General features: G+C 69.9%; 21 protein-coding genes and 1 tRNA gene. 13 read left to right on the top strand and 9 right to left on the bottom strand.

The features are described from left to right. The 4 genes from AB0K18_RS10740 to AB0K18_RS10725 all read right to left on the bottom strand — a co-directional run bounded on the left by AB0K18_RS10740 (position 1) and on the right by AB0K18_RS10725 (position 4,808). Positions 1–1,140, bottom strand: a complete 1,140-nt coding sequence (locus tag AB0K18_RS10740) for an ABC transporter ATP-binding protein (RefSeq protein ID WP_364912947.1) — start codon at positions 1,138–1,140, stop codon at positions 1–3. A gap of 20 nt (positions 1,141–1,160) precedes the next feature. Then, positions 1,161–2,858: an iron ABC transporter permease gene (locus AB0K18_RS10735; RefSeq protein ID WP_364912945.1), complete on the bottom strand. Its 1,698-nt coding sequence runs from the start codon at positions 2,856–2,858 to the stop codon at positions 1,161–1,163. 5 nt (positions 2,859–2,863) lie between these two features. Then, positions 2,864–3,904, bottom strand: a complete 1,041-nt coding sequence (locus AB0K18_RS10730; protein ID WP_364912943.1) for an ABC transporter substrate-binding protein — start codon at positions 3,902–3,904, stop codon at positions 2,864–2,866. Between the two features lie 118 nt (positions 3,905–4,022). Then, positions 4,023–4,808: a GntR family transcriptional regulator gene (locus tag AB0K18_RS10725; RefSeq protein ID WP_364912940.1), complete on the bottom strand. Its 786-nt coding sequence runs from the start codon at positions 4,806–4,808 to the stop codon at positions 4,023–4,025. 318 nt (positions 4,809–5,126) lie between these two features. On the opposite strand from AB0K18_RS10725, the gene AB0K18_RS10720 reads away from it, so the two are divergent. The 5 genes from AB0K18_RS10720 (at position 5,127) to AB0K18_RS10700 (ending at position 10,078) form a co-directional block, all read left to right on the top strand. Further along, a complete protein-coding gene (locus AB0K18_RS10720) occupies positions 5,127–6,308 on the top strand; it encodes an SGNH/GDSL hydrolase family protein (protein ID WP_364912937.1) in 1,182 nt (393 codons plus the stop codon). A gap of 307 nt (positions 6,309–6,615) precedes the next feature. After that, complete coding sequence (gene rox, locus AB0K18_RS10715) at positions 6,616–8,043, top strand: rifampin monooxygenase (protein WP_364912934.1); 1,428 nt, start codon at positions 6,616–6,618, stop codon at positions 8,041–8,043. A gap of 19 nt (positions 8,044–8,062) precedes the next feature. Then, on the top strand, positions 8,063–8,554 hold the full coding sequence (locus AB0K18_RS10710) for a hypothetical protein (protein ID WP_364912931.1): 492 nt from the start codon (positions 8,063–8,065) through the stop codon (positions 8,552–8,554). Between the two features lie 24 nt (positions 8,555–8,578). After that, complete coding sequence (locus tag AB0K18_RS10705) at positions 8,579–9,994, top strand: hypothetical protein (RefSeq protein ID WP_364912929.1); 1,416 nt, start codon at positions 8,579–8,581, stop codon at positions 9,992–9,994. A 10-nt stretch (positions 9,995–10,004) separates the two neighbouring features. After that, positions 10,005–10,078, top strand: a tRNA-Thr gene (locus AB0K18_RS10700). A gap of 135 nt (positions 10,079–10,213) precedes the next feature. Here the strand turns inward: AB0K18_RS10700 and AB0K18_RS10695 are convergent. From AB0K18_RS10695 to AB0K18_RS10685, 3 genes are all read right to left on the bottom strand, one after another. Then, complete coding sequence (locus AB0K18_RS10695; RefSeq protein WP_364912926.1) at positions 10,214–11,824, bottom strand: chitobiase/beta-hexosaminidase C-terminal domain-containing protein; 1,611 nt, start codon at positions 11,822–11,824, stop codon at positions 10,214–10,216. A 68-nt stretch (positions 11,825–11,892) separates the two neighbouring features. Continuing rightward, entirely contained in the window at positions 11,893–15,831 is a 3,939-nt protein-coding gene (locus AB0K18_RS10690) for a ThuA domain-containing protein (protein WP_364912923.1), read from the bottom strand. A 105-nt stretch (positions 15,832–15,936) separates the two neighbouring features. Continuing rightward, on the bottom strand, positions 15,937–16,911 hold the full coding sequence (locus AB0K18_RS10685; RefSeq protein ID WP_364912921.1) for a multicopper oxidase domain-containing protein: 975 nt from the start codon (positions 16,909–16,911) through the stop codon (positions 15,937–15,939). A gap of 569 nt (positions 16,912–17,480) precedes the next feature. Between AB0K18_RS10685 and AB0K18_RS10680 the strand changes: the two genes are divergently transcribed. The 3 genes from AB0K18_RS10680 to AB0K18_RS10670 all read left to right on the top strand — a co-directional run bounded on the left by AB0K18_RS10680 (position 17,481) and on the right by AB0K18_RS10670 (position 19,884). Then, positions 17,481–18,362, top strand: a complete 882-nt coding sequence (locus tag AB0K18_RS10680; protein ID WP_364912918.1) for a TIGR03854 family LLM class F420-dependent oxidoreductase — start codon at positions 17,481–17,483, stop codon at positions 18,360–18,362. A gap of 170 nt (positions 18,363–18,532) precedes the next feature. Next, a complete protein-coding gene (locus AB0K18_RS10675; protein ID WP_364912915.1) occupies positions 18,533–19,081 on the top strand; it encodes an RNA polymerase sigma factor in 549 nt (182 codons plus the stop codon). Then, the gene (locus AB0K18_RS10670; RefSeq protein WP_364912912.1) at positions 19,078–19,884 is read left to right on the top strand and encodes a hypothetical protein; all 807 of its coding nucleotides are present in this window, start codon (positions 19,078–19,080) and stop codon (positions 19,882–19,884) included. The genes AB0K18_RS10675 and AB0K18_RS10670 overlap by 4 nt, the downstream gene beginning before the upstream one ends. A 20-nt stretch (positions 19,885–19,904) precedes the next feature. Here the strand turns inward: AB0K18_RS10670 and AB0K18_RS10665 are convergent, their stop codons facing one another. Then, on the bottom strand, positions 19,905–20,684 hold the full coding sequence (locus AB0K18_RS10665; protein ID WP_364912909.1) for a hypothetical protein: 780 nt from the start codon (positions 20,682–20,684) through the stop codon (positions 19,905–19,907). 488 nt (positions 20,685–21,172) lie between these two features. Here AB0K18_RS10665 and AB0K18_RS10660 point away from each other — a divergent pair, with 488 nt between their 5' ends. Further along, positions 21,173–21,868: a hypothetical protein gene (locus AB0K18_RS10660; RefSeq protein ID WP_364912907.1), complete on the top strand. Its 696-nt coding sequence runs from the start codon at positions 21,173–21,175 to the stop codon at positions 21,866–21,868. 132 nt (positions 21,869–22,000) lie between these two features. Here AB0K18_RS10660 and AB0K18_RS10655 read toward each other — a convergent pair whose 3' ends face one another. Continuing rightward, positions 22,001–22,288: a DUF4287 domain-containing protein gene (locus AB0K18_RS10655; RefSeq protein ID WP_364912905.1), complete on the bottom strand. Its 288-nt coding sequence runs from the start codon at positions 22,286–22,288 to the stop codon at positions 22,001–22,003. Between the two features lie 101 nt (positions 22,289–22,389). Between AB0K18_RS10655 and AB0K18_RS10650 the strand changes: the two genes are divergently transcribed. The 4 genes from AB0K18_RS10650 to AB0K18_RS10635 all read left to right on the top strand — a co-directional run bounded on the left by AB0K18_RS10650 (position 22,390) and on the right by AB0K18_RS10635 (position 24,364). After that, complete coding sequence (locus AB0K18_RS10650; RefSeq protein ID WP_364912903.1) at positions 22,390–23,037, top strand: winged helix-turn-helix transcriptional regulator; 648 nt, start codon at positions 22,390–22,392, stop codon at positions 23,035–23,037. A gap of 101 nt (positions 23,038–23,138) precedes the next feature. Further along, complete coding sequence (locus AB0K18_RS10645) at positions 23,139–23,336, top strand: hypothetical protein (protein WP_364912901.1); 198 nt, start codon at positions 23,139–23,141, stop codon at positions 23,334–23,336. An 86-nt stretch (positions 23,337–23,422) separates the two neighbouring features. Further along, positions 23,423–24,052, top strand: coding sequence for a PASTA domain-containing protein (locus AB0K18_RS10640; RefSeq protein WP_364912898.1), 630 nt, complete (start codon positions 23,423–23,425; stop codon positions 24,050–24,052). Between the two features lie 111 nt (positions 24,053–24,163). Beyond that, positions 24,164–24,364: a hypothetical protein gene (locus AB0K18_RS10635; protein ID WP_364912896.1), complete on the top strand. Its 201-nt coding sequence runs from the start codon at positions 24,164–24,166 to the stop codon at positions 24,362–24,364. The last annotated feature ends 53 nt before the right edge of the window (positions 24,365–24,417 follow it).

Genomic DNA, 24,417 nt, shown 5'->3' with positions numbered 1-24,417 from the left:
TCAGCTCGCCGCCGCCGCGACGACGGGCCGGGCGGCGGCTTCCGGCGGGCGCCACGCGCCCTCGACCCTGGGGAACGCCCGCGCCGCTCCCTCGCCGATGCTCAGCCGCACCTTCGCCCCCGGCGACCAGCCGCTCTGGGCCGAGTGCACGATCACGACCGAGCCGGCGGCCTCGACGTAGGTGCGGACGACCGGGCCGAGGAACTGCACGTCGCGGACGACACCGCGCAGCACACCCGCACCCGCGCCGGCACCCACACCGGGAGCGTCCTCCTCGCTGAGCGACACGTCCTCGGGGCGTACCGACACGTCCACCGGCGAGCCGGGCGAGACGGAGGACGACGTGCTCGCGGGCGTCGCGGGGAGCACCGCTCCCGCGACGTTCACCTCCCACGACTCGTCCGAGCCGCCCGCGTACTCCCCCGCCAGCCAGTTCGTGATGCCGACGAAGTCGGCGACGAACCCGTTGGACGGGGCCAGGTAGATCTCGTGCCCGCTGCCGAGCTGTTCGAGCGAGCCGTCCTTCATGACGGCGATCCGGTCGCCCAGGGCCAGCGCCTCCTCCTGGTCGTGGGTGACGTAGACGATCGTCGTCCCGGTGTCGCGCTGGATCTCGCGCAGCTGGGTGCGCAGCTGGATGCGGGTCTTCGCGTCGAGGTTGGACAGCGGCTCGTCCATGAGCAGCACCGACGGCCTGATCGCCAGCGACCGGGCGACGGCGACACGCTGCTGCTGGCCGCCCGACAGCTCGTTCGGCCGCCGGCCGCCGAGCCCCGTGAGGCCGACCAGCTCCAGCGCCTCCTCGGTGCGCCGGGCCCGCTCGTCCTTGGCCAGTTTCTGCGCCTTCAGCCCGAACTCGATGTTCTCCGCGACGGTGAGGTGCGGGAAGATCGCGTAGTCCTGGAACACCATGGACGTCGGCCGCGCGTCAGGGCCGTACCCTGACACGTCCACGCCGTCGATGAGCACGCTCCCGCTGTCCGGCTGGATGAACCCGGCGATCATCCGCAACGTGGTGCTCTTGCCGCACCCGCTGGAGCCGAGGAGGCAGAGGAACTCGCCGCGGCCGACGACGAGGTCGAGGTCGCGCACGGCCGGCACCCCGTCGAACGACTTGCACAACGACTTCAGTTCGATCATGGAATCTCCATCAGCAGGTGTCACAGGTCGTAGAGCCGCAGCCGGGAGCCGAGGGCGAGCTTCGCGACGGCGAGCCCGGCGAAGCTGACCACCATCAGGCCGGCCGCGACACCGGTCGCGGCACCCCACTGGCCGAACTCGGCGAGGTTGACGATGGTGGGCGCGCCCAGGCCGATGCCCGGCGAGGTCAGGAAGATCACGGCACTCAGCGTGTTGATCGCGTGGAGGAACCCGAACACGAGCGACGTGGTGAACGCGCCGCCCAGCAGGGGGAACATGATCTGGACGATGACCCGGGCGCGCGAGGCGCCGAGGTCGGTGGCGGCCTCGTCGATCGACGGGCTGATCTGGTTGATGGTGGTCACCGCGGTCCGGTAGCCGACCGGGATGGCCCGCACGACCATGACCAGCACCAGGATCAGCGCGGTGCCGGTCAGCGCGATGGGCGGCTCGTTGAACGTGAGCAGCCACGAGATGCCGATCATCGTCCCGGGGATCGCCGACGGCAGCACCGCGAGCCCGTCCATCACGCCCCGGCCGAAGACCCGCGTGCGGTGCACGACGTACGCGGCGACCAGCGTGCTGATCGTCGTGATGATCGCCGCCGTGGCGGAGAACAGCGCGGAGTTGCGGATGTCGTCACCGCGCAGGAGGGCCGTCCGCCAGTGGTCCAGCGTCAGGCTCCAGTCCGCGCCCCACGCCCGGGTGAACGAGCCGACCAGGATGCTCCCGTAGATGAGGATCATCAGGATGCTGACCAGGCCGAGGACGGTGAGCAGGCCGCGCCGCACGGCCGCGGGCAGCGGCGCGGGCGGCAGGCTGCCCGTCTTCCCCGACACGGTGACGGCGGACCGCCGCGCGAGCACACGCCGCTGGATCAGGAAGAGGATCAGCGTCGGTACGAACAGCAGCACGCACAGCACCGCCGCCATCCCGAAGTCCTGCCGGCCCACGGCCTGCACGTACGCCTCGACCGACAGCACCTGGTACCCGGCGCCGATGAGGACGGGGTTGCCGAAGTCGGTGATGACGAACATGCCGACGAGCAGCAGCGCGTTCAGGATCGTGGGGAACGCCAGCGGCAGCGTGACCCGGCGGAACGTCTGGAACCACGTCCAGCCGAGGTCCCGGCTGGCCCACTCCAGGGTGGAGCCGATGTTCTTCAGCGTCGGCAGCAGGGTCAGCGTGGCCATGGGGAAGAAGGCGAGCGTCTGCACGAGCCAGAGCCCGCCGAGTCCCAGGAGGCTGATGTCCAGGCCGAACAGCTCGTGCGTGATCAGGCCGCGCCGCCCGAACAGCAGCAGCACCGCCAGGCCGACGACGAACGGCGGCGAGATCAGCGGCAGCAGGGCCATCACCCGCAGCACGGCCCGGCCCCTGATGTCGGGCCTGCTGAGGGCGTAGGCGAACAGGAAGCCGACCACGGTGGCGCTCAGCGTGGAGGCCACGCCGATGACGACGGTGTTCTTCGCGGCCGTCGCCACGCGCGGCTCGGCCAGCCTGCTCCACGCCTCGCCGTCGGGCTCGAACAGCATGGCGACCGTCGGCACGAGGACGAGGAGGAGGAGCAGGCCGGCGACGTAGGCGACGAGCGTGCCCACCGTGATCCGGTCGGCCAGCAGGCGGCGGCGACTGCGCCGCTGCCAGTCGGGCCGGGTCCCGGGGGCCCGCTCGGTCCGTTCTTCCGGTACGACGGTCCGCTGGGTCGTCGAAGGCACGGGCATCAGACCCCGTACCGCTTGGCGAACTCCTTGGACACCGCGTCGCGCATCTCACCCGCGCGTACCGGGTCGTAGTCCACCAGGTCGAGCTCGGCGAGACCCTGCGCGCCGTCGGGCAGGTCCACGTCGCTGCGCACGGGGTAGGAGTGGACGAGGTCCACGATCATCTGGGACGCCTTCTTGCCCTGCAGCCACTGGACGAACTTCTCGCCGCCCTGGGGGTTCGGCGAGCCCTGGACGAGCGCGTTGCCGGAGATGACGACGCCGGTGGGCTTGGGGTAGACGAGCTCGATGGGGAAGCCGGCCCCGCGCACGTTGAGCAGGTCGTGGGCGAAGGAGACGCCGGCGGCGTACTCGCCGGTGGCGACGAGCTGCGACGGCGCTCCGCCGCTGTCGGTGTACTGGCCGATCAGCTTGTGGAACTCGTCGAGGAACTTCCACGCGCCCGCCTCGTCGCCGTGGCGGAAGATCTGCGTCGCCACGAACGTGTACCCGGTGCCGGACAGCGTCGGGTTCGGCATGACGAGCTGGCCCTTCAGGTCGGGGCGCAGCAACTCGTCCCACGTCGTCGGGAGCGGGGCGCCGCCGGTCTCCTCCTTCCACCGGTCGGCGTTGACGCCGACGGTCATCAGGATGAGCTCGTTGGCGTGCCAGTAGCCCTCGGGATCGACGAACCGCTTGTCGATGCCCTCGGCGGCGGGCTTGAACGACCGGATCAGCTTCTCCTTGGCGAGCGGTCCGGCGTCCCCGCTGGCCAGGCCGATCACGTCGGCCGCCGGACGGCCCGCCTCGGCCTTCAGCCGCGCCAGGAGCTCGCCGGCGCTCTGCCGCAGCACCTCGACCTCGGTGCCGGTCTCGGCCGTGAACGCCTCGGCCAGCCGCCGGGCGGGCTCTTCCGGCATCGGCGTGTACCAGGTCACCGTGCCGCCGCCGGACGCGGACGCGGCGTCGTCGCCGCCGCCGCCGGATCCGCAGGCCGACCCGAACATGAGGAGTGCGAGAGAGAGCGCGCCTGCGGCGACTCGTAACAGGGACTTGTGCATGAGTGACCGCCTTCGGATCGATGCGCCCGCAGGAAGGGGACGCAAGGTCACGATGCACGAAATGGTGTTATCTGTGACGCGAGGTGTCAATACCTCTTGTAGACCAATTGGCCGATCGTCATCCCAGAGACGTCACCTTGTGGGTCACTCCGCGTGGGTGTCCGAGGTCCTCCTCAGGGGTCGCCGTCAGGTCCAGCTCCGATGTGATCATGTAGCGGTCGCCGCGGAACAACGTCTGGGTGAACTCGATGGGAACGCCGTCCGACGTGCGGGTCGCCGTCCTGAAGAGGAACGCGGGAGAGTACGGCGGCGCGTCCAGCACGCCCGACTCCTCCTGGCTGAGCACCGTCGGCTCGATGGTCTGCGTGCCGGCCGCCACCTTCAGGCCGTACTTCTCCGACAGCAACTGGTAGAGGGACTTCTCCTCCAGCTCGTCGGCGGGCAGGCCGGGCACCAGCGCGTCGGGCAGCGTCGTGGTGGCGAGCGCGATGGGGTCGCCGTCGGCCAGCCGCAGCCGGCGGATCGTCACGATCATGTCGGACGGCGCGATCTGCAGCCGCCAGCTCATGCGCACACCCGCGTCGGAGCGCTCCACGCCGACGACGCGCGTCGAGGGCGTGATGCCCCGCCTGCGCAGCCCCATGGAGAACGACGACGCCGTCGGCGACTGCGTGATCGTGGGCCGCGCGACGTAGGTGCCGCTGCCCTGCTTGCGGATGAGGTGACCGTCCCTGACCAGGTCGTCGACGGCGCGCCGCACCGTGAGCCTGGAGACGCCGCAGTCCTCTTCGAGCACCCGCTCGGGCGGAATCGGATCTCCCACGTTGAGGTCTTCGAGCAGGCTCATGATCCGCTCGCGGACCATGTTGTGCTTGCGCCCGCGACGAGCGTCCGCGTCGCTCACGTCCACCCCCTCCTGCCCTCTATAGCCCCTTTATGGCGACACCCGCACTTCCCCCGCATTTTACGTCACGGCCACGGATTGGTATTGACGACTTGTATACCAACTCTTACAGTCACCGAAGAATCATGACCTTCCGGTGAACCAGGGCGGGGCGTGATGACGCCACCGCCACTCCTCCGTCCCATGGCTGGCCGCGACCGTCAGGCCGGGTCCGATCATCGTCGCATCAGGGCCGACGCATGACCACCCTGCCCCGACCCGCGCCTTCCCCCGACCGGCCTCGGCCCTGAGCAGCATCGTTCCGACAAGGGAGCACCGATGGGCAACCACATGGTCAATCGACGTCATCTGTTCGGGCTCGCGGGCGCCGGCGGCGCCGCCCTCGCGATCCCCGGCCTGTTACCGACGCCGGCGAACGCCGCCGTCCCGCACCCGCCCGCCACGTGGCCCACCGAGTTCGTCGAGGTGACGCCCACCGTCGAGGGCGACATCGCCTGGTACGACGTCTCGCACTGGGGCGTCGAGGGCAAGGGCTGGTCCGACACGGTGGCCTACTACGACCGGCTGCCGGCCAAGGCGGAAGGCGTCGTGACCCCTGAGGTCTGGGTGCGCAGCCGCAACTCCTCGGGGCTCCTGACCCGGTTCGTCACCGACTCGACCATCTTCCGGGCCCGCTACCGGCTCAGCCTGGCCACCGTCGCGATGTACCACATGCCCGCCATCGGCCACAGCGGCGTGGACCTGTACGCGCGTACCCCGGAGGGCCATGACGCCTGGCTCGCCAACACGCACCCGGCGGCGCAGAACATCGACCAGCAGATGGGCATCGCGGTCGACCCTGGCGAGCGCCTCTACACCGCCTACCTCCCGCTCTACAACAGCCCGCAGCGGCTGGAGATCGGCGTCCAGGCCGGCGCCAAGTTCCTCGGGGTCGCGCCGCGCACCACCCCGCCCGCCGTCTTCTACGGCAGCTCGATCATGCAGGGCGGCGTCGCGTCCAGGCCCGGCATGTCCATCACCGCGCTCCTGGGCCGCCGTTTCGACGTCCCCACCATCAACCTCGGCTTCTCCGGCAACGCGCGGATGGAGCCCGAGATCGCCCAGCTCCTCACCGAGCTCGACGCGTCCGTCTACGTGGTCGACAGCTCCCCCAACATGAACCCGCAGCAGATCTCCGAGCGCGCCGAACCCTTCGTCAACATCCTGCGCGCCGCCCGCCCCGACACGCCCATCGTGATGGTCGAGGACCGCCGGTACGGCGACGGCCAGTTCGTCGAGTTCCGCCGCACCCGCAACGCCCAGAACGCGGCCGCCCTGCGCACGGCCTACGAGAACCTGCGCGCCTCCGGCGTCAGAGGTCTGTCCTACCTCTCGGCCGACAAACTCCCCGGGCCCGAGGAACTGGTGGACGGCTCGCACCCCAGCGACCTCGGCATGGCGACGTACGCGAAGACGTACGAGAAGGTCCTGCGCCCGATTCTGCAGAGACGCGACCGCTGACCTGCCGGATCTCCGAGCACGGCCGACGCCGCCACCGGCGTCGGCCGTCCCCTCGCCGGGGACGGGCGGGCCGCGTGCCAAGGTGTGTTCCGCAGCCCGCACCGCTGCATCTGGCCGGCCGAGCTCGACCTCATGGCGCAGCCGGCCGGGATGGAGCCGGAGACCCGGCACGCCGACTGGGCGGGGCCGAGTTCACCGCCGAGTCACGCTCGCACGGGTCGGTCTATCGCGTCCCCCTGCCGCTTCCAAGCTATAGCGCGACCTGGGGCTTGCGGCAAGACCCCGGGCACCGCCCAGACTGAAGCGCATGTTCGACGTGATCATCGCAGGCGGCGGGCCGACCGGCCTGATGCTGGCGGCCGAGCTGCGGCTGCACGGCGTACGGGTGCTGGTGCTGGAGAAGGAGACCGAGCCGGCGCCGTACGCCAAGGCGCAGGGCCTGCACGTACGCAGCATCGAGGTGATGGACCAGCGCGGCCTGCTGAAACGCTTCCTCGACCACGGCCGGCGGCACCCGCTGCGCGTCTCCCTCGGCGGGGCCGACCGGCCCGCGCCCGCCGATCTGGACACCGCGCACGGCTACCTGCTCGCCATCCCGCAGATCGTCACCGAACGCCTGCTGGCCGAGCACGCCGCGGGGCTGGGCGCCGAGATCCGGCGCGGCGCCGAGCTGACCGGCCTCCACCAGGACCACGGCGGCGTGACCGCCGAGCTGGGCGACGGCACGCGCCTGCGCGCCCGCTACCTCGCGGGCTGCGACGGCGGCCGCAGCACCGTGCGCAAGCTCCTCGGCATCGGCTTCCCCGGCGAGCCGAGCAGGATGGACACGCTGCTCGGCGAGATGGAGGCGGACGAGGACCCGTCGGTGATCGCCGCCACCGTCGCGCGGATCCGTGCGACGCAGCCGCGCTTCGGCCTGGCGCCGCTGGGCGACGGGGTGTACCGGGTGGTCGTGCCCGCCCTGGACGTGGCCGGGAACCGTGCCGTGCCGCCGGCGCTGGAGGACTTCCGGCAGGCGCTCAAGGCGGTCGCGGGCACGGACTTCGGCGTACGGGAGCCACGCTGGCTGTCCCGCTTCGGCGACGCCACCCGCCTGGCCGACCGCTACCGCTCCGGCCGGGTGCTGCTGGCCGGGGACGCGGCCCACGTCCATCCGCCGGCCGGTGGGCAGGGGCTGAACCTCGGCATCCAGGACGCCTTCAACCTCGGCTGGAAGCTGGCCGCCGAGGTCGCGGGCTGGGCGCCGGACGGGCTGCTGGACACCTACGAGGCCGAACGCCGCCCGGTGGCCGCCGACGTGCTGGACGACACGCGGGTCCGCATGCACCTGATGTCCGCCGAGCCAGGCCCCCGGGCGGTGGGACGGCTGCTGGGGCGGCTCCTGCGGTTCGACGAGGTGAGCACGTACCTCGCCGAGCAGCTCACCGCCATCGGCGTCCGCTACGACTTCGGCACCGGCTCCAACCTGGTGGGACGCCGCCTGCGCGACATCGACCTGGGCGACGGCCGCCTCTACCCGCACATGCGCTCCGGCCGCGCCCTGCTCCTCGACGGCACCGGCCGCCTCTCGACCGAAGGGTGGACGGACCGCGTGGACCGCATCGCGGTGCGCACCGCCGACCTCCCCGCCCCCGCCCTCCTCCTCCGCCCGGACGGCCACGTGGCCTGGACCGGCGACACCCAGGCAGAGCTGACCACGGAACTGTCCCACTGGTTCGGTACCTTCACTCCCTGACCTGATCGGAGGAGAAGACGTGGGCCTGACGACACCGCCGCCCCCGTACGACGTGGCGGAGATCTTCCCCGAGCTGCCGTTCCCGCCGGGCACGGACCTGTGCCAGGTTCTGCGGGTCAGGGAGTATCCGATCGAGGAGCTGCCGGACGAGCTGTACGAGAAGATCGAGAAATCAGCACTGATCGGTGCGGACCTCTATGAGGACCAGCTGTCGGTCGCCCCGGGCACGAAGGTCGGCGGCTGGATCCCCTGGGTGCAGGCCCCCGAGACCGTCACCTGCCGTCACGGCCACGAGATGGAGCACCTGCTGACGATCGCCAGCTGGGAACACGACCCGGGCGCCGCCCCGAGGTGGGCGCCCCTTGAGGAGCGGCATCTCCTCAGCTCCGACTTCGACCCTGAGCAGCTGGGCCCCAGCGGCCTCATGATCGGCGACGCCGGCGACGCACATCTCTTCGTCTGCCTGGAGTGCCCCGATCGGCCCGTCGGCAGCGCCGCCCAGTGGTCCTGATGGACCGTGGCCATAATGAGCAGCGTGACTGATCACGCGCTTCTGGCGGAGCTGCACGCGTCGCTCGATCAGCGGCGGCGTCCCGAGGACATCGCCGAGCTCGTCCTGCGCGCGGAACCGGGCCTGACCGATCGGGAGCGGCGGCTGCTGGAGCGGGCGGCGGAGCACTCCGGCGCGCGGCGCGGGTACGCGACCTCGATGAGCGAGGACTTCGCCCGGCCCGTGGGCGGTGCGCGGCAGGTGGCGGCGACGGCGCGGTTGTTCGAGGTGCCTGACGAGGCGTCCACGGTGGACGGCGATCGGCCGGACGCGCTCATGGGGTTCGCCGCGCGGGTGGGCGACGAGGTCGGCTGGATCTCCGGGCACGGCGACTTCCTCGACGACCGCCTGGACCGGGCCGAACGCGCGGCGGCCGGCATCGAGGTGTCGAAACGACAGTACAACCGGCGGTTCCGGGCACTGCGCCGGTTGGAGGCGAAGGCCGGGACGCTCCGCCGCGAGCAGGACAAGAGACGTCTGACGCTGCTCGGCCGGTCCCGGTTCGCGTCCCGGATCACGCTCGAACGCTTCCTGAGCGACCCGGCGGCGGCGTGCTTCATCGCCTATTACGTGGCCCGCAGGAACCTGCGCCGCGAGTTCTCGCTGTCCGGCCGCGAGAGCGCGTTCGACGAGATCGCGCAGATGCTGCTGCGGCGGTGCGGCGACCGTACGGACTGGGCGATGATCTCCTGGGTCTACGCGGACGCGCAGGTGCTGGCGCGGCTGAGCGACACCGAGCGGGGCCGGTTGCTCGGCATGTGGTTCACGGCCATGCGCGACTGCGCCGTCCATCTGCGCGAGGTGTGGGAGGAGAACGACTTCGACCGCGAGGACATGATCGTCTACCGCGGCGACGACTCCACCACCTGGAACCTCCTCGCCCAGGCGTACAACACCGCCCGGCTGTCCTGGCTCGAATGCCTGTCGGCGACCGGGACGCTGCACCTTCTGGACGTGTCCTGCCCCGGCAAGGTGATGCGGCTCATGGCGTACGACCTGGTGCGCTGGCGCCGCAGCACGGGCTCCGACCTGGACCCCGACACGCTGGTGTGGGCGCGGCTCCCCTTCCCGTGGGACGTGCTCGACGGCGCCGTCTCCTGCACCCGGCAGCAGGTGGAGAACGCCTGCGCGCGCGCCGGGATCGTGGCGAGCCAGCGCGGCTGGACCATGCCGCGCCCGAAGCGCAGCGTGCCCCGCTTCGAGGTGACGCCCGAGCTCGTCCACGGCGTCGAGGTCGCCGACCCCGTGTGGGCGTCCTTGCTGCGCAGCGCGGGGGCGTTCAGCGGCAGACCCGTCAAACCGGGCCGCGCCCCGGAGATCACGCACGCGTTCGAAGCAGGCGTGATCACCGGAAACCTGCCCGACGAACCCGGTGGCGACCGGCACGGCGACCGGCCATAATGATCGCGGCTTCGCCGTAGCTCAGCGGTAGAGCGCCCGGCTCGTCATTCCGGGTGGACGCCGGTTCGAGCCCGGCCGGCGAAGCCTCACCAACTGCGTACGCGTAACACTCACCAGCAGCGCCGCCCCCGCCCTTGCCTCCCGAGCCGGGCTTTTCGCTGCACCACCGGCTACGACGCCGTGTGACTCCGGCCCCGGGACCCGGGGCCGGAGCCCGGCCTACTCGGCGGCGGGTTCGACGATCATGAAGGGGGCGGTGCCGACCGCCATGTTCCCCGCCTTGTCGGTGGCTCTATAGGACAGGACGTGCGCGCCGGGCTGATCGACCTTCAGCGGCTTCGTGTAGACCGCGAACGGCTGGCCGTCCAGCGAGTACTCCACCTTGTCCAGCCCTGAGCCGACGTCGCTCGTCGTGAGCGTCGCCGTCGCCGAGCCCACGTAGTTCCAGGCCCAGTCCTGGGTGCCGGTGAGCGCGGCCGCCACCTGCGGCAGCGTGGTGTCGTCCTCGGGAGAGACCACGGTGAACCGCAGCGTCGCCACCGGCGAGGTGTTGCCGGCCCGGTCGGTGGCCCGGTACGCGAAGGTGTGCGCGCCGGACTCGGTGACCGACACCGGGGACGGATATTCGGCGTAGGGCTCACCGTCGAGCGAGTACTCCAGCGTGGCGACCCCCGACTCGGTGTCGCTCACCGAGAGCATCACGGTCGCCGAGCCCACGTAGTTGCCCGCCGAGTCCTGCCGGCCCGACAACTGCGCGGAGACCTGCGGCGGGGTGGTGTCCCCGCCCTGCGAGGCCGCCACGGTGAACGTCACCGAGCCCACCTCCGAGGTGTTGCCCGCCTTGTCGGTGGCACGGAAGGTCACCGTGTGCTCGCCGGGCTGGTCCACCGACAGCGGCTCCGTGTACGCCGCGAACGGCTGGCCGTCCAGCGAGTACTCCACGGTGTCCACGCCGGACCCGGCGTCGCTCGCCGTGAGCGTCACCGTCGCCGCGCCCACGTACTGGCCCTCCTCGTTCCTGTCGCCGGTCACCTCACCGGTGACCTCGGGCGGCGTCGTGTCCTCGCCCTGCGGAGCCGCCACGGTGAACGTCACCGAGCCCACCTCCGAGGTGTTGCCCGCCTTGTCGGTGGCACGGAAGGTCACCGTGTGCTCGCCGGGCTGGTCGACCGAGACCGGGGCCGTGTAGGCGGCGAACGCGCCGCCGTCGAGCGCGTACTCGACGGTGTCCACGCCGGACTCGGTGTCGCTCGCCGAGATCGTGACCGTGGCCGCGCCGACGTAGGCGCCTTCCTCGTTCTGGTCGCCCGCCACCTGCGCGGCGACCTGCGGCGCGGTCGTGTCCTCGCCTCCGCCGTCGGTGACGACGAACTCGCCGAACATCTGGCCGTGTCCTGGGATCACGCAGGAGTAGCGGTACTTGCCGGGGGTGAGGTTCACCTGGGCGACGTGCCGGCCGCCGTCGGCGTCGAAGGGGCTGGCGATGATGTTGAGGTTGACGTCGTGGTTGTAGCCGGGCGTCGAGACGTCGAAGGTCAGCGTGTGCGTCATGCCGGTCGTGTTGCCGGTGGCCGTGCTGTTCTCGAAGACGATGGTGGCGGGGCCCGCCGTCGCCGACTCGGGCGCCGTCTTGTACGCGGTCATGCTGTCGTCGGCGGTCCAGGTCAGCACCTGCTCCGCGGCCTTCACGGAGATGGCCTGCGTACGCGGCTGGACCTCGGCCTGGACGGAGGAGAGGAAGAGCGCGGGCAGCGCCACGGCGAGCAGCACCACCGCGAGCCGCGGCGCCGTCACCGCTGCGCGCACTCGACGTAAGAGGGAGACATGCATGGGTCGATGCACCTTTCCGAGCTGGTGGGGGGTGCCGGGCGCAGGGGGGACGGCGCCCGGCGCCCGGCCTAGAGTTCGCGCACGCGGATGTTGCGGAAGTCGATCACGTCGCTGTTGCCGTGGTTCTGCAGCCCGATGAACCCGCTGATGAATTGGCGCAGGTCCGTGGGCGGGTCACCGGCGCGCGACGACGCCTTCCCCGGCGTGTTGTCGAACTCGCTGATCACCGTGCCGTTGCGGGTGATCGTGTAGTGCTGGCCGACCACCCTGATCTCGTAGTCGTTCCACTGGCCCTTCGGGGTCACCCCGGCCCGGCTCAGGCTGTTGGACGAGAAGTTGTAGACCGAGCCGGTCTTCTGCGGCTCGCCCGTGTCGCCGTCGTAGATCTGGATCTCGTGGCCGCAGAAGATCGCGACCCACGCGGGTGACGTGCGCGCCGAGCCGACCGTGCCGCAGCTCCCCGCGGGACGCTGCTCCAGCGGGGTCCTCAGATCCGGGAACCGGACGAAGACGCCGCTGTTGGCGCGGGTCGTGCCGGGCGAGCTGTCGCGGAACTGCAGCCGGACCGAGAAGTCCGCGTACGCCTTGTCCGCGTACCACAACATGCCCAGGCCGCCCGAGCTGCGGATCGTGCCGTCCGGCTGGAGGGTGAACTGCCCGGACGGCGCCTGGCTCCAGCCCAGCAGCGACGACGCCGTGCCGTCGAAGATGGGCTCGTACCCGCTCACCTTGCCGACCTCCGACTGGCGGCCGGCCTTGCGCAGGGCGTCCGCCTCCTGGGCGGTGATGACGCCGTCCGCCAGGAGCTGGTCCACGACGGCCTGCACGTGCTTGACGAACTGGTTGTGGTTCTTCCACTGGCGCTCGTCGTCGATCAGGTCGTTGATCGTGCAGCCGCCCGCGACGACCTTGTTGCGCACACCGGTGAGCGTGTCCAGGAACTGCACCGTCGGCCTGGCGTCGGGCGCGCCGCAGCCGACCGTGACGACGATCTTCCCGGTGGCCTGCTCGCCGTCGGCGTAGGTGACCTTCAGCGTCGCCTGGTAGACGCCGAAGCCCGGGTAGGTGTGCGTCGGGGCGGCCTGCGTGGACGGCTCGCTGCCGTCGCCGAAGTTCCACTCCCACGCCACGCCGCCGGCCTGGGCGCTGGAGAACGTCATCGTCCTGGGGTCGGCGTTCTGCCGGGCCGGGCGCACCACGGCCGCGCTCGGGTCCGGCGTCGCCGGGCCGCCCTTGTAGGTGATGCGGATCAGCTTCTGGTTCGGGTGCAGGCTGAAGAAGCCGTTGCCGTAGTCGAGCATGTAGAGCGCGCCGTCGGGGCCGAACTTCGCGTCCATCCACGACTGGAGCTGGTTCGCGCCGGTGCCGCCCGGGATGATGTGCCGCAGGTCCTCGGCGAACGCCGGCCGGCCCGCGTCCTTCGCGGTCTTCGGATCCACGGTGACGGCGATGCGGTTGTTGCTGTTGCCCTCGTCGCCGATGAACCACTTGCCGTCCCAGTACTCCGGCCACGCGACCCCGCTGGCGGTGTCGGCCAGGGAGCGGTGATAGGTCGGGCCGGACATGACCGCCTGGTTGCCGCCCTTGAGGTACGGCATGGTGAAGGTCTCCTCGCCCTGCTGGTACGACGGGAGCCCGCTGCCGTCCTGCCGCTCCGGGTAGACGGGGCCGCCGCCCTGCGGCGAGTACCAGATCATGTTCTTGCGCGCCGGCGGGATGTCCACCAGGCCGGTGTTGCGCGGCGAGGTGTTCTTCAGGTCGTCGCAGTCGTACCAGTCGGCCGGCTGCGTCGCGTCGCTGTTGCTGCGGTCGCGGTAGGGCTGCTTGTCGCCCATGCAGTACGGCCAGCCCTGGTTGCCGGCGGAGGTGAGCACGGTCGCGGTCTCGTACTTCGCCGGGCCCCACGTCTCGCTCGGGCCGAAGGCGTCGGGGCCGACCCAGCCGGCGGTGATCCAGTCGTTCACCTTGTCCCACTGGAGCCGCGCGATGTTGCGCACGCCCATCACCCAGATCTCGGGGCGGGTCTTGCCGCCGCCCTCCTCCTTGCCGGTGAACAGGTTGCCCTCGGGGATCGTGTAGGTGCCGTCGGGCTCGGGGTGGATGCGCAGGATCTTGCCGTTGAGGTCGTTGGTGTTCCCCGAGGTACGCCGGGCGTCCTGGAACGAGGTGCCCTTGTAGTCCTGGGTCCAGTTGTTGCCGGAGTAGCCGCTGGATCCGCCGGAGGAGTTGCTGTCCCCGGTGCCGATGTAGAGGTTGCCGTCGTCGTCGAACGCCATGCCGCCGCCCGCGTGGCAGCAGCTGTGGATCTGCGTGTCCCACGCCAGGAGGTCCTTGCGGCTGTCCAGGTCGATCGTCTGGGTCCGCGACTCGTAGTTGAACCGGGAGACCGTGCGCTTGCCGATGCGCCGGTCGCGGTCGATCGAGGCGTGCGGCATCCAGTAGACGTAGATGTAGCCGTTCTCCGCGAAGTCCGGGTCGAGCGTGATGCCGACCAGGCCCTCCTCGTTCTTGACCAGCTCGTCGCCGCTGCCGCGGTTGCCCATGACGGGCAGCGTGGCGAGCAGCTTGACCTGCTTGGTGCGCGGGTCCCACTGGTGGATGGTGCCGCAGCCGAGGCCCACCTTCGGGTCGTTCCAGTCGGGGACCGGGCCGGTGGCGCAGGCCGCCTTGCCGATGTAGAAGACCTTGCCGTTCGGCGCGACGGTCAGGCCGTGCGGCTCGCCGATCTGGTCCATCTGGCCCTGCGCGTTCTGCCCGGTCAGCCGTTCCACGGCGTAGTTGGAGGCGATGGTCGCCTGGCAGTCGCCCCTGACGATGCCGGCCGCCCACCGGATGGCGCCCGTGAGGTGGGTGCGGAAGTGCTTGTCGGCGTAGCTGTCCGCGGTGCCGCCCATGCCGGTGTAGAAGGACCGGCCGCCGTCGTAGTCACGGCACCAGGAGACCGGGTGGAACGCGCCGTTGCCGTCCATCTTCGGGTTGTACGTCCACTCCTCGACCTGCGCGATCGTGTGGACCTTGCCCACCGGGTTCGGGCTCCAGCTCAGCCACTTGTCGGTCCGCGACAGGGTGAGCGGCAGCCCCTCGTTCGCCGGGTGCCGCCGGTCGACGATGTCCACGGTGGCCTTCTGCGCCTTCGGCTCGGGCGGAGGCGCGGCGTCGGGCCCGTACAGCCGCAGCTCGGCGAGCTGGGTGAGCGGCTCGCCGCTGTTCGCGGTGATGTCGAGCCGGTAGTACTGGTACGCCGTGTCGTTCTCGAACTCGTAGTCCTTGGTCTGGAAGCGCTGGGGGAAGGTCTCCCCGCTGCGCTTGTCGAGATCCGTCCAGGTCGTGCCGTCCTGCGAGCCCTTGAGCGTCCAGTCCTTCGGGTCCCGGCCCGCGAAGTCGTTGGCCGAGGTCAGCGCGTAGTGCGCGATCGCGACCGGCTCCTCCAGCTTGCCCTGCACCCAGGCGGTCGGCGTCCTGGCCAGCCACTTGGTGTCGTTGTCGCCGTCGAACACCTTGTCCTTGGTCTCGTTCGGCGGGTTCTCGCCGCTCGCCGCGCTCTCCGTCACCTTCTCGGCGATGGGCAGGGCGCCGACGGGGCGGGTGCCGATCAGCTCGGTGAACCAGGCCGAGTCCACCTGCGCCTTGGCGGCGTCGCGGATGCCGACGAACCCGCCGCCGTTCCTGATGAACGTCTGGAAGGCGGCGAGCTGCGCCTCGTCCAGGGTCACGCCGTTGGCGGACAGGAACACCACGCCGCGGTAGCGGGCCAGGTTGTCGGCGGTGAAGACCGCGGGATCCTGGGCCTCCTCGACGGTGAACCCGTTCTTCTTGCTCAGTTCCCTGATCGCGGTCACGGCCGTCCGCACCGGGTCGTCCTGCTGCGCGGCCAGGCCGCTGAAGACCAGCACGCGGACGGCGGCCTTCTTGGCGTCCGGGGCGGCGGGGGCCTGAGCCAGGGCCGGCGTGACGGCCGGTGGCGCCAGGCCGAGCACCAGGACGGCGATCGACAGCGTTGTCAACACACGCCGCCAGAAAGATGATCGGGACGGTAAACGGTCTGTTCGACCCATCGTCGCTCCTCGGGATCGAGAGTGGCTCGGGACCTGTCGCGGATGTCGAGGGTGTTTCTAGTGGCCTGTGTGACCGTCGCCGGGCTGACCTGGCACGTTCCCGTTCTCGTCGGTCACCTTGAAGATGCCGGCCATCCCCATGTCGGAGTGGCTCTGGACGTGGCAGTGGTACATCCACGCCCCAGGTCCGACCCGCTCGCCCGCGATCAGCTGGAAGCCGAACGACTCGGCGGGCCCGCAGATCTTGGTGTCGATGATCCGGCTCGGGTCGTCGGTGCTCTCCAGCATGCCGGTGCGGTTGTCGGCCCAGCGGTGCCCGTGGATGTGGAAGGTGTGGTAGAACTCGCCGTGCGTGATCACGATCCACTCCACGCGCTCGCCGGCCTTGGCCACGAACTCCGGCGCGTCGTGCGCGGGGCGGTTGTTGATCATCATGTCGTTGAAGACGACGGTGAACGTCTTGTCCGGCCTGACGTCCTTCTTCCGCCGGACCACCAGCGGGCCGTAGAGCCCCTGCCGGATGCCGACCGTACCGTGCGGGGTGCCCACCACGTGGTCGTGGTAGTGCCAGTAGCCGGCGCTGCCCGGCTCGATGCCGGCGCCGCCCCCGCGCTTGCCCTGCGCATGGGTGCGCCAGATGTAGGTACGCCGGCCGCCCGGCTCGACGACGCCGTCGTTCAGCCGGGTGCCGTCGCTGGCCACGTCGTAGTCCACGCCGTGGACGTGCAGGCTGGCCGCGACGTCGAGGGTGTTGACCATCTCGATCTCCAGCGTGTCGCCTTCGACCATCTCGATGAGCGGCCCGGGGATCGTCGCCTTGCCGGGCTCCAGGCCGTAGCCGAGCTGGCCGTCCGCCAGCCGCTCGGCGTACAGGGTGATGCGGCGGACCGCGCCCGCGGCCGGGCCGGCCAGGGACGACGCCGCGGTGGGTTGCGTGGTGACCAGGGGTGCGAGGGCGGCGGCCGCCGCCGAGGTGGTGAAGGCACGCCGGGAGAGCAGGTTTTCGGCCATGCCGCTACGTACTTCGGTCACGGTTCCCCAATCGGTGACGCTTGCGAGGGTTTGTGCGGTGCTCGGGGCGGGGGTAGTTAGACCGATCTTCGATCGAAGTACGCGCCATTTCCGGCGAAATGTCAAGAAGTAACACCGAAAGCGTCAGAACTTCGGCTCATATCCGGCTATGGACGGGCAGGTCATCGGCGTTAGGCCGGTGATCACTCCCCGTGTCCGTCGTACGAGCGAGCGACTCGTCCGACAAGTGGCCGGCCGCGGCCATTTCGGTGGGGTGTGACGCAGCGTATCGGCTGATGACGGCCTCTTCGATCGCGCTACGTGACGGAGCGCGGCGAAACTGGTGGCTGGACAACGAGTGAGCACGGGTGTTATCAATGGGCCCGACGCGATCACTTTATACAGCCTTTATGCCCGGCCCCTCCCCCTTCGCTCCGCTTCCCCTCCCCCGGCGCAATGTCCTGAGCTTTGAGTGGTGATGGTGATCAATATGCGTACGCGCGCCTTTGTGTGCTCACCGTTTCAGCCGTCGTCATCCCGGGCCGGCCCTCAGGCGGCCGCACGGGAGTCAGGGCCGCGATAATGGGCCGGTGAAGGTACGCATCGGGATCGCGCCGCCGCCGGGAGACACCCCTCACCACCTCGCCGGGCTGGCGGAGCGGGCCGAGGCCCTCGGGATCGACTCCCTGTGGCTGTCGGAGCTGGTCCAAGAGCCGGCCGTCGAGCCCATGGTCGGCATGGCGTACGCGCTGGCCGCCACCCGCAAGCTCAAGGTCGGCACTGGTGTGATGATCCTGCCGGGCCGCCACCCGCTGCGGGTGGCCAAGCAACTGGCGTCCCTGGCCGCGCTCGCCCCCAAGCGCGTCCTGCCGGCCTTCGGCCTGACCCCGGCCAGACCCGCCGACCGGGAGGCGTTCCCCGTCCCCGGGCCGCGCGGCGCGGTGTTCGACGAGTCGCTCGAACTGCTGAGGCTCCTCCTGAGCCAGGAGAAGGTGACCTTCCACGGCGAGTACTTCACCGTACAGGACGTCGGCATCGGCCCCCTCCCGCCGAAACCGCTCGACATCTGGGTCGGCGGCAGCGGCGAGCGCGCCCTGCGCCGCGCCGGCCGGCTCGCCGACGGCTGGCTCGCCAGCTTCCTCACCCCCGGCCAGGCCGCCGCGGGCCGTACGGCGATCGCCACGCACGCGGCCGAGGCCGGCCGCGAGATCGAAGCCGACCACTACGGCACCAGCCTCGCGGTCGCCACCACCGAGATCCCCGCCACCGCACTCGACGCCATCGCCAGACGCAACCCGGGCGCCGACCCCGCCGAGATCGTCCCGGTCGGCTGGCCCGCCGCCCGCGCGATGATCGAACGCTTCGTCGACGCCGGCATCACCAAGTTCGTCGTCCGCCCCGCCACCCCCGTGCCCTCGGCCGAACGCTGGCTCGACGACTTCGCCACGCACCTCATGCCCCTGCAGAACTGACCGGCTTCCGCCGGTGCTCGGGGCCGGGGTCAGGGCGCGGCGACCCCTGCCCCGGCCTATGGTGAGCCGCCGCCCGGTGCGGGGGCTGGCGGCTGATTCCGGCGGCAGTGAAATCATCCGCCCTCTGCAGGACATGTGCGAAATGTCGGACGCAGAGGGAGCGTGAAGTCGTGCCACCACCTGACGACAGACGTCGTCGCTTCGAGGAGCTGTACCAGGCCAACCATGATCCGGTGCTCGCCTACCTGGTACGGCGGACGGCGAACGGCCATGACGCGGCCGACGTCTTAGCCGAGACCTTCATGACCGTGTGGCGGCGGCTGGACGACGTGCCCGCGGGCGAGAAGGCACGTCCATGGCTGTTCGGCGTCGCGCGACGGGTGCTCGCGAACCATCGCCGCGGTGAACGGCGGCACGCCGCGTTGACCACCCAGCTGGCCTCCGAGCTGAGCGTCGTCCAACGGCAGGTTCGGGAGGAGCCCGCTATGGACGCCCTGGCGACGGCTTTCGGGGCGCTGCCGGACGGCTACCGGGAGGTCCTGTCGCTCGCCGATTGGGAGGGTCTGTCCATCGCCGAGATCGCGGTCGTGCTCGGCTGCTCGGCCAACGCCGTACGGATCCGCCTGCATCGGGCCCGCCGCCGCCTGGCCCGCGCCCTGCCGGCGGAGCCGCCACGGCATGCCGCCCGCGCCCACGTACCGGAAGGAGACTCCGCATGACCGGGATCTCGATCAGCCGCCTCAACCCCGTCACCGACGACGAGATCGCCACGCTGGTGAGCACGGAGACCAGGGACGCGCTGGCAGCGCACATCACCGCGACCACTCCGGAACCCGCACCCCGGCCGCGGTGGCGCCTCTTCGTCGGCATTCCGCTCGCGGCGGCGGCGACGGCCGCCGCGATGATCGCGTTCACCGCCGTCTGGGGAGGGCCGCAACGGGCGGAGGCGGCGGCCCTGTCCTTCCAGCGCGAGGGCGGCTATCTCGTCGTACGGATCCAGGACCCGAACGCCGACCCCGAGCGCTACCGGGAGGAGTTCCGGCAGCGAGGCATGGACATCGACCTCAAGCTGGCCCCCACGAGCCAGGACAAGGCGGGCACCGTCCTGTTCATGGAGGATCGCGACGATCCGGCCGGCCGGATCGAGGCCATCGGCGGCTCATGCGGGCAGCACGCGTGCTCGGTGGCCGTCAAGGTGCCGGTGGGCTACCGGTCGTTCGCCAGGATCGTCTTCGGCCGTACGGCGGAGCAGGGTGAGATGTACGACACAGGCCCCGGCGACCAGCCGGGCGAGGGCATCGGCCTGCCCGGCATCGACCAGTACACGGTGGCGGAGGCGGTCGCCATCCTCCGCGCGCGCGGCATGCGCATCGAGTACCGCTACCGATACCGGGGCTCCGACCAGCCCTACCCCCACGGCGTCCCCGCCGGCGACGTCGACCCCGGCTGGCACGTCCACGAGGGTCTGCGCGGCACGGACGACCAGGCCATCCTGTTCGTAGGCCCGGAAGCCGAGGGCTGACGGCCTCCGGGTAGGCCGTCTCACCCGTGACCTCCCGGCGGCGGCTCGGTGTCGACGGTGCCGAACACGAGTCCGCCCCCGGCCGCGGCCTGGAAGCCGTACGGGTGGAGTCCTGGATCGTCGATCGCGGTGACCACGCGCAGAGCACCGTCCTCGGCCGCCGTACGGACCACGACATGCACCAGCGCACCGCGTACCTCCGCCGGGACGCCGGGCCGGATCTGGACCAGATCGAGACGCGCGGCGCCGCGCCGCTCGTCCTCCCACGACGCGACCGCATGCCCGACGTAACGGTGCCTGCGCGCTTCGTCCGCATACGCCTGCACCCAGCAGGCGAGCCTGTCCTCGGCGATCAGCCGATGGGGAACGCTCACATCCATGCCCACCTTGGCCAGCCACGTCCCGGTCTCGGAGGCGGGCAGAGGCACCAACTCCTCCGCATGGGTCCCGCGCCGCCGCCTCGGGCGGGACGGCAACCCGACGAGTGGCACCGAGCTGAGACTGAACCCAGCGGGAGAGACATCCGGGGCGTCCCGCGCATCCAGCACGACGTACCCCTCGCGAACCTTCCGGCGGCTACGACTCACCAACCCGGTCGCGAGTTCCTCCGTGAGCTTGGCCAGCACCTCCACGGCCCACTCATCCGCCGAGCTCACCGGCAGACCGGTCCACGGACTTCTAGGCGCGGCCGGAAACGCGACCTCAAAGGCGTAAACGTTCGGATCCCGCCGCCAACGGAAAATCACCAAGAGCTTCTCCGGCTCCGCAACCACATCGACACCGGAGAACCCGTCCGCCATCACCCCGGCCCGGAGCAAACAACTCCTGACCGCTTGGACAATTTCCTCTCGCCCCCATAAGACCGCCACCCGCCCAGGCTGCCACACGCTACGGCAGGTACGAACGGCCGAAGCCGACAGTCGATCCCGCCTCTGGGCACGGTCATGAAGCCTTGTTCTGCCTTTTTTAGCTGAGCGAGCGAGAATCGGAGTCAATGACAGATCAATGGACATGCTTCCTCCTCCGCCGGACCACCTTCCCATGCCACGCCGGCCGTCCGACTGAAAGCGTGAGAGGTATGACGATAGAAGACCCCATCCACTTGCTGGGACGCCTACGACTGGGACGAGAGGAGTACTGCCAGCGCCTCCTGACCATGTTGATCGTGGGCGGCCCGTATCCCCGATGGAACAGCCGTACCCCTCTGTCACCCCAGGGCGCCCGGTTCCTCCGATCGCTGGACGCGCTGTCATTCGGACGGGCCGATTGGAACGGGCAGCCGCTGTTCGTGGACGAGTTCGAGTTACGCCCGCGCCACGACGACGAGCAGGGCGGAGCCCCCGACTACGCGGTGCTGTGGACGGAACGCCTGTGGATGATCGAACTGAAGACCGAGAGCTCCAGCCATCGACGAGGCCAGCTTTCCGGCTATTACACGCTCGCCCGCCACCATCATCCGCACACCAAAGTGGACCTCACCTACCTGACACCCCCGCTCACCTTCACACCGCCGCCCGAAGAGGACGGCAGAAGGTTCGCTCATGTGACCTGGGCCCGAATCATCCCGTTGCTGAGGGACATCTGGGGTCAGGGCATGGAAGAGGAACGGCAGGTCCTCACGGCACTGCTGGCGGCGTTGTACAGCATCGGATCAAACTGGTCCGACTGGAGGACACAGCAGGTCTCCAGCAAGAGGAACGAGCCGCCGGCAGTCGAAGCCCAGGCGATGGCCCTGGCCCAAGCGACCGCAAGGGACGGCCGACAGCGAGCGGTGGACCATCCGGCAGCAGACCTGGAAGAACTGCATCGTCTACGCCTGGCCCTGCGCCAGGCCATCTGCGCCGGCGCCGAAGGATCCCCGCTCCGCCACGTACAGCCCTGGCTATGGAGCCTCACGACCAGCGGCGGCCACGCACTCACGCCCTCCGGCCAGGCCACAGGATTCGAGCTCCGCCTCTCCCGCTACCAGAAGCCAGTGTGCTGACGACGGCAGGGCCCAGCCACCCGCCGGCGCGAACACGAACGGCAGACTCGCCGTCGTCACCGTCCGCTGATGATGGACGCACCGACACTCCGTCGCGACACTGAAGGCCCAAGCAGCGGCTCGGGCGGCTTGTCAGGGGCGGTTGTCTTTGCCGTCCAGCCAGAGCGTGTCGGACTCGTCGCGGTGGGAGCCCGAGCTGCCGACGTGTTTGGCGTCGATCTTCGGCCCCTTCTTGATGACGTGCACCAACGCCATCGCGTGTCCACGTCCGAGCCCATAGTCCTGCTTCAGCCAGTCAACGATCACTCCGGCCTTCACCGACGGGTCGTCGAAGCCGCGTTCCTTCGCCAGAGCGATGAACTCACGTGGGGTCAGTCCGGTCTTGGTCTCGATGTTGTCGAGGTAGGCCTGGAACGACATGCGCTTCTCCATTCTGTACGACCTGTCACGATCTCGCGCCAGGCAAGCTTGTCTTTTACAAGCAGACTTTGTCAACTGAACCATGGGTTAGGATCTGCATCATGGCCTCTCGGGAGTACGGACAGTTCTGCGGCCTGGCCCGCGCGATGGAGATGGTCGGCGAACGGTGGAGCATGCTGATCATCCGCAACCTGCTCATCGGGCCCCAGCGCTTCACCGACCTGCACAAAGGTCTGCCCACCATCCCGACCAACATCCTTTCGACCCGCCTCAAACAGCTGGAGGAGGCGGGTCTGGCCACCCGCCGCGCGCTGCCGCGCCCCGAGCGCGCCGTGGTCTACGAGCTCACCGACTACGGACGCGACCTCGAGCCCGCGCTGATCGCACTGGGCCGCTGGGGCGCGCGGACGCTCACCGAGCCCCGCCCCGGCGAGCTCATCACCGCCGAATCGGTCGCCATGTCCTTCCACACCACCTACCGACCGGAAGCAGCAGAAAAAATCACCGCCGGCTACGAGATCCGCATGAGGGACATCACGCTCCGCCTGCAGATCACCCAAGGGAAGCTCACCGTCGGCATCGGCCCCCACCCCTCCCCCGACCTCGTCATCGAACGCCTGACCGGTTACCCCATCCGCGAACTGATGAGCGGCAGCAAGACTCCTGACGACGTACTCCGCGACGGCAGCGTACAAACAGAAGGCGACCCCGCGCTGCTCGACCGATTCGCCGAAATGTTTCGCTTCTGACGGCACAGGCCGCGACCTTCAGCGCTTCAACGTGCGCTCAACAGATCTTCAACGCCCCCTCGGCCATCCTTCGTTCATCGACGGACGCTAAGGAGCGAGAGATGACACGAGGCTGGGTGATCCGCGAAGGCGACCGGATCTCTCTCGGCTGGGGCCACGGCTACCACTCCTGCCACGCCAAGGCCAAGGGAGGCGGAGCCCACACCCGCGGCGTGAACCAGCCGAGCGGCCGCTGGTTCCGCGCCTGCCTGAAATCCAGCAACCGCTGGACCTGCACCAAGTGGTTCAACGTCGCCTAGCCGCCGACCGATCATCGGCGCGCTGCCCCGCAGCGCGAAGACGACCATTAAGGTCGCGCCATGTCCGACCACGCTCAGGAGCGGCAATGGTGAGAATCAGCCTCCTCGCACTCAATCTGCTGGCAGTGCCCGCGCTCGGTCTGGCGGCCTGCTCTGGCGGAGCTTCCACCGGAGCTTCCACCGGAGCTCCCACCGGAGCGAGCGAGGGAAGCAGCACAGAATCGCAACGCCCCTCCCCCGCGCTGCCCTCCTTCAAGGGAAAGACGCTCGACGCCGTCAGCGGCGAGCTGAGGCGCTCCTGGCCCGCCTATGCCACCGCGTACAAGGCTCTGCCCGACGGCCATCTGTTCGACGGTGAGTCCTACTCCGGCACCTGGATCGTCTGCACCCAGGTCGAGGACTCCCAGGCCAAGAAGGTAGAGCTCGGCTTCCTGCCACCGCAGGTGCCGTGCCCGCCCGATGGCCGTGTCACCGATTGGCCCGTCGTGCCGAACTTCGTCGGCAAGGCCGGCAACGAAGCGAAGCAGAAGGCCTTGCAGCTCGGCTTCCCACTCGTCAGCAGCCAACCCATCGTGACCGAGGGATACGACGACGGTTCGCACCTCGAACGCACCGTCTGCACCCAGGACCCGCCCGCCGGCCAGAGCATGCGCCAGCACTACGGGACGACGCTGAGGCTGCGAGTCGCCGACAGCAAGGGGGCGTGCACCCGGTGATCGCCGCCCAGGCGACGGTTCGTTATTAGGATTGACTTATATAAGCGAAGAGTGGGATTGTTGGCCTCGTGCACTCACTCGACGTGTTCGGCGACGCGGCCGGGATCCCCTGTGTCCGTACGACGCCGGCCCCGCACCATCCGGGAGGTCGGCATTCAGATGGAGCGCTTTCGCCGGTTCTGGAGCTGGTGCCTGGACGCGCTGGGCGCCGAACTCGCGAGTGGCCGGCGCGAGCACCACCACCCGCTTGACGAGCCGCCGTCCGCGAATGGCCGACCCGGCTCGAACGATGAGGAGAAGGACGACGAATGATCGACAGCGACCTGCGAAACGACGGCATCTCCACGGCCGTCGCGTTACCCATG

The organism is Nonomuraea sp. NPDC049421, from assembly GCF_040677005.1.
Taxonomy (GTDB): domain Bacteria; phylum Actinomycetota; class Actinomycetes; order Streptosporangiales; family Streptosporangiaceae; genus Nonomuraea; species Nonomuraea salmonea.
Note: the sequence above shows the minus strand (reverse complement) of the source record. Positions and strands in the feature narration are given on the sequence as shown.

Coding starts and splice junctions, on each gene's coding strand:
- AB0K18_RS10740 (WP_364912947.1), bottom strand. CDS start 1,140: ATGATCGAACTGAAGTCGTTGTGCAAGTCGTTCGACGGGGTGCCGGCC.
- AB0K18_RS10730 (WP_364912943.1), bottom strand. CDS start 3,904: ATGCACAAGTCCCTGTTACGAGTCGCCGCAGGCGCGCTCTCTCTCGCA.
- AB0K18_RS10720 (WP_364912937.1), top strand. CDS start 5,127: ATGGGCAACCACATGGTCAATCGACGTCATCTGTTCGGGCTCGCGGGC.
- rox (WP_364912934.1), top strand. CDS start 6,616: ATGTTCGACGTGATCATCGCAGGCGGCGGGCCGACCGGCCTGATGCTG.
- AB0K18_RS10695 (WP_364912926.1), bottom strand. CDS start 11,824: ATGCATGTCTCCCTCTTACGTCGAGTGCGCGCAGCGGTGACGGCGCCG.
- AB0K18_RS10670 (WP_364912912.1), top strand. CDS start 19,078: ATGACCGGGATCTCGATCAGCCGCCTCAACCCCGTCACCGACGACGAG.
- AB0K18_RS10665 (WP_364912909.1), bottom strand. CDS start 20,684: ATGGCGGACGGGTTCTCCGGTGTCGATGTGGTTGCGGAGCCGGAGAAG.
- AB0K18_RS10655 (WP_364912905.1), bottom strand. CDS start 22,288: ATGTCGTTCCAGGCCTACCTCGACAACATCGAGACCAAGACCGGACTG.
- AB0K18_RS10650 (WP_364912903.1), top strand. CDS start 22,390: ATGGCCTCTCGGGAGTACGGACAGTTCTGCGGCCTGGCCCGCGCGATG.
- AB0K18_RS10645 (WP_364912901.1), top strand. CDS start 23,139: ATGACACGAGGCTGGGTGATCCGCGAAGGCGACCGGATCTCTCTCGGC.
- AB0K18_RS10640 (WP_364912898.1), top strand. CDS start 23,423: ATGGTGAGAATCAGCCTCCTCGCACTCAATCTGCTGGCAGTGCCCGCG.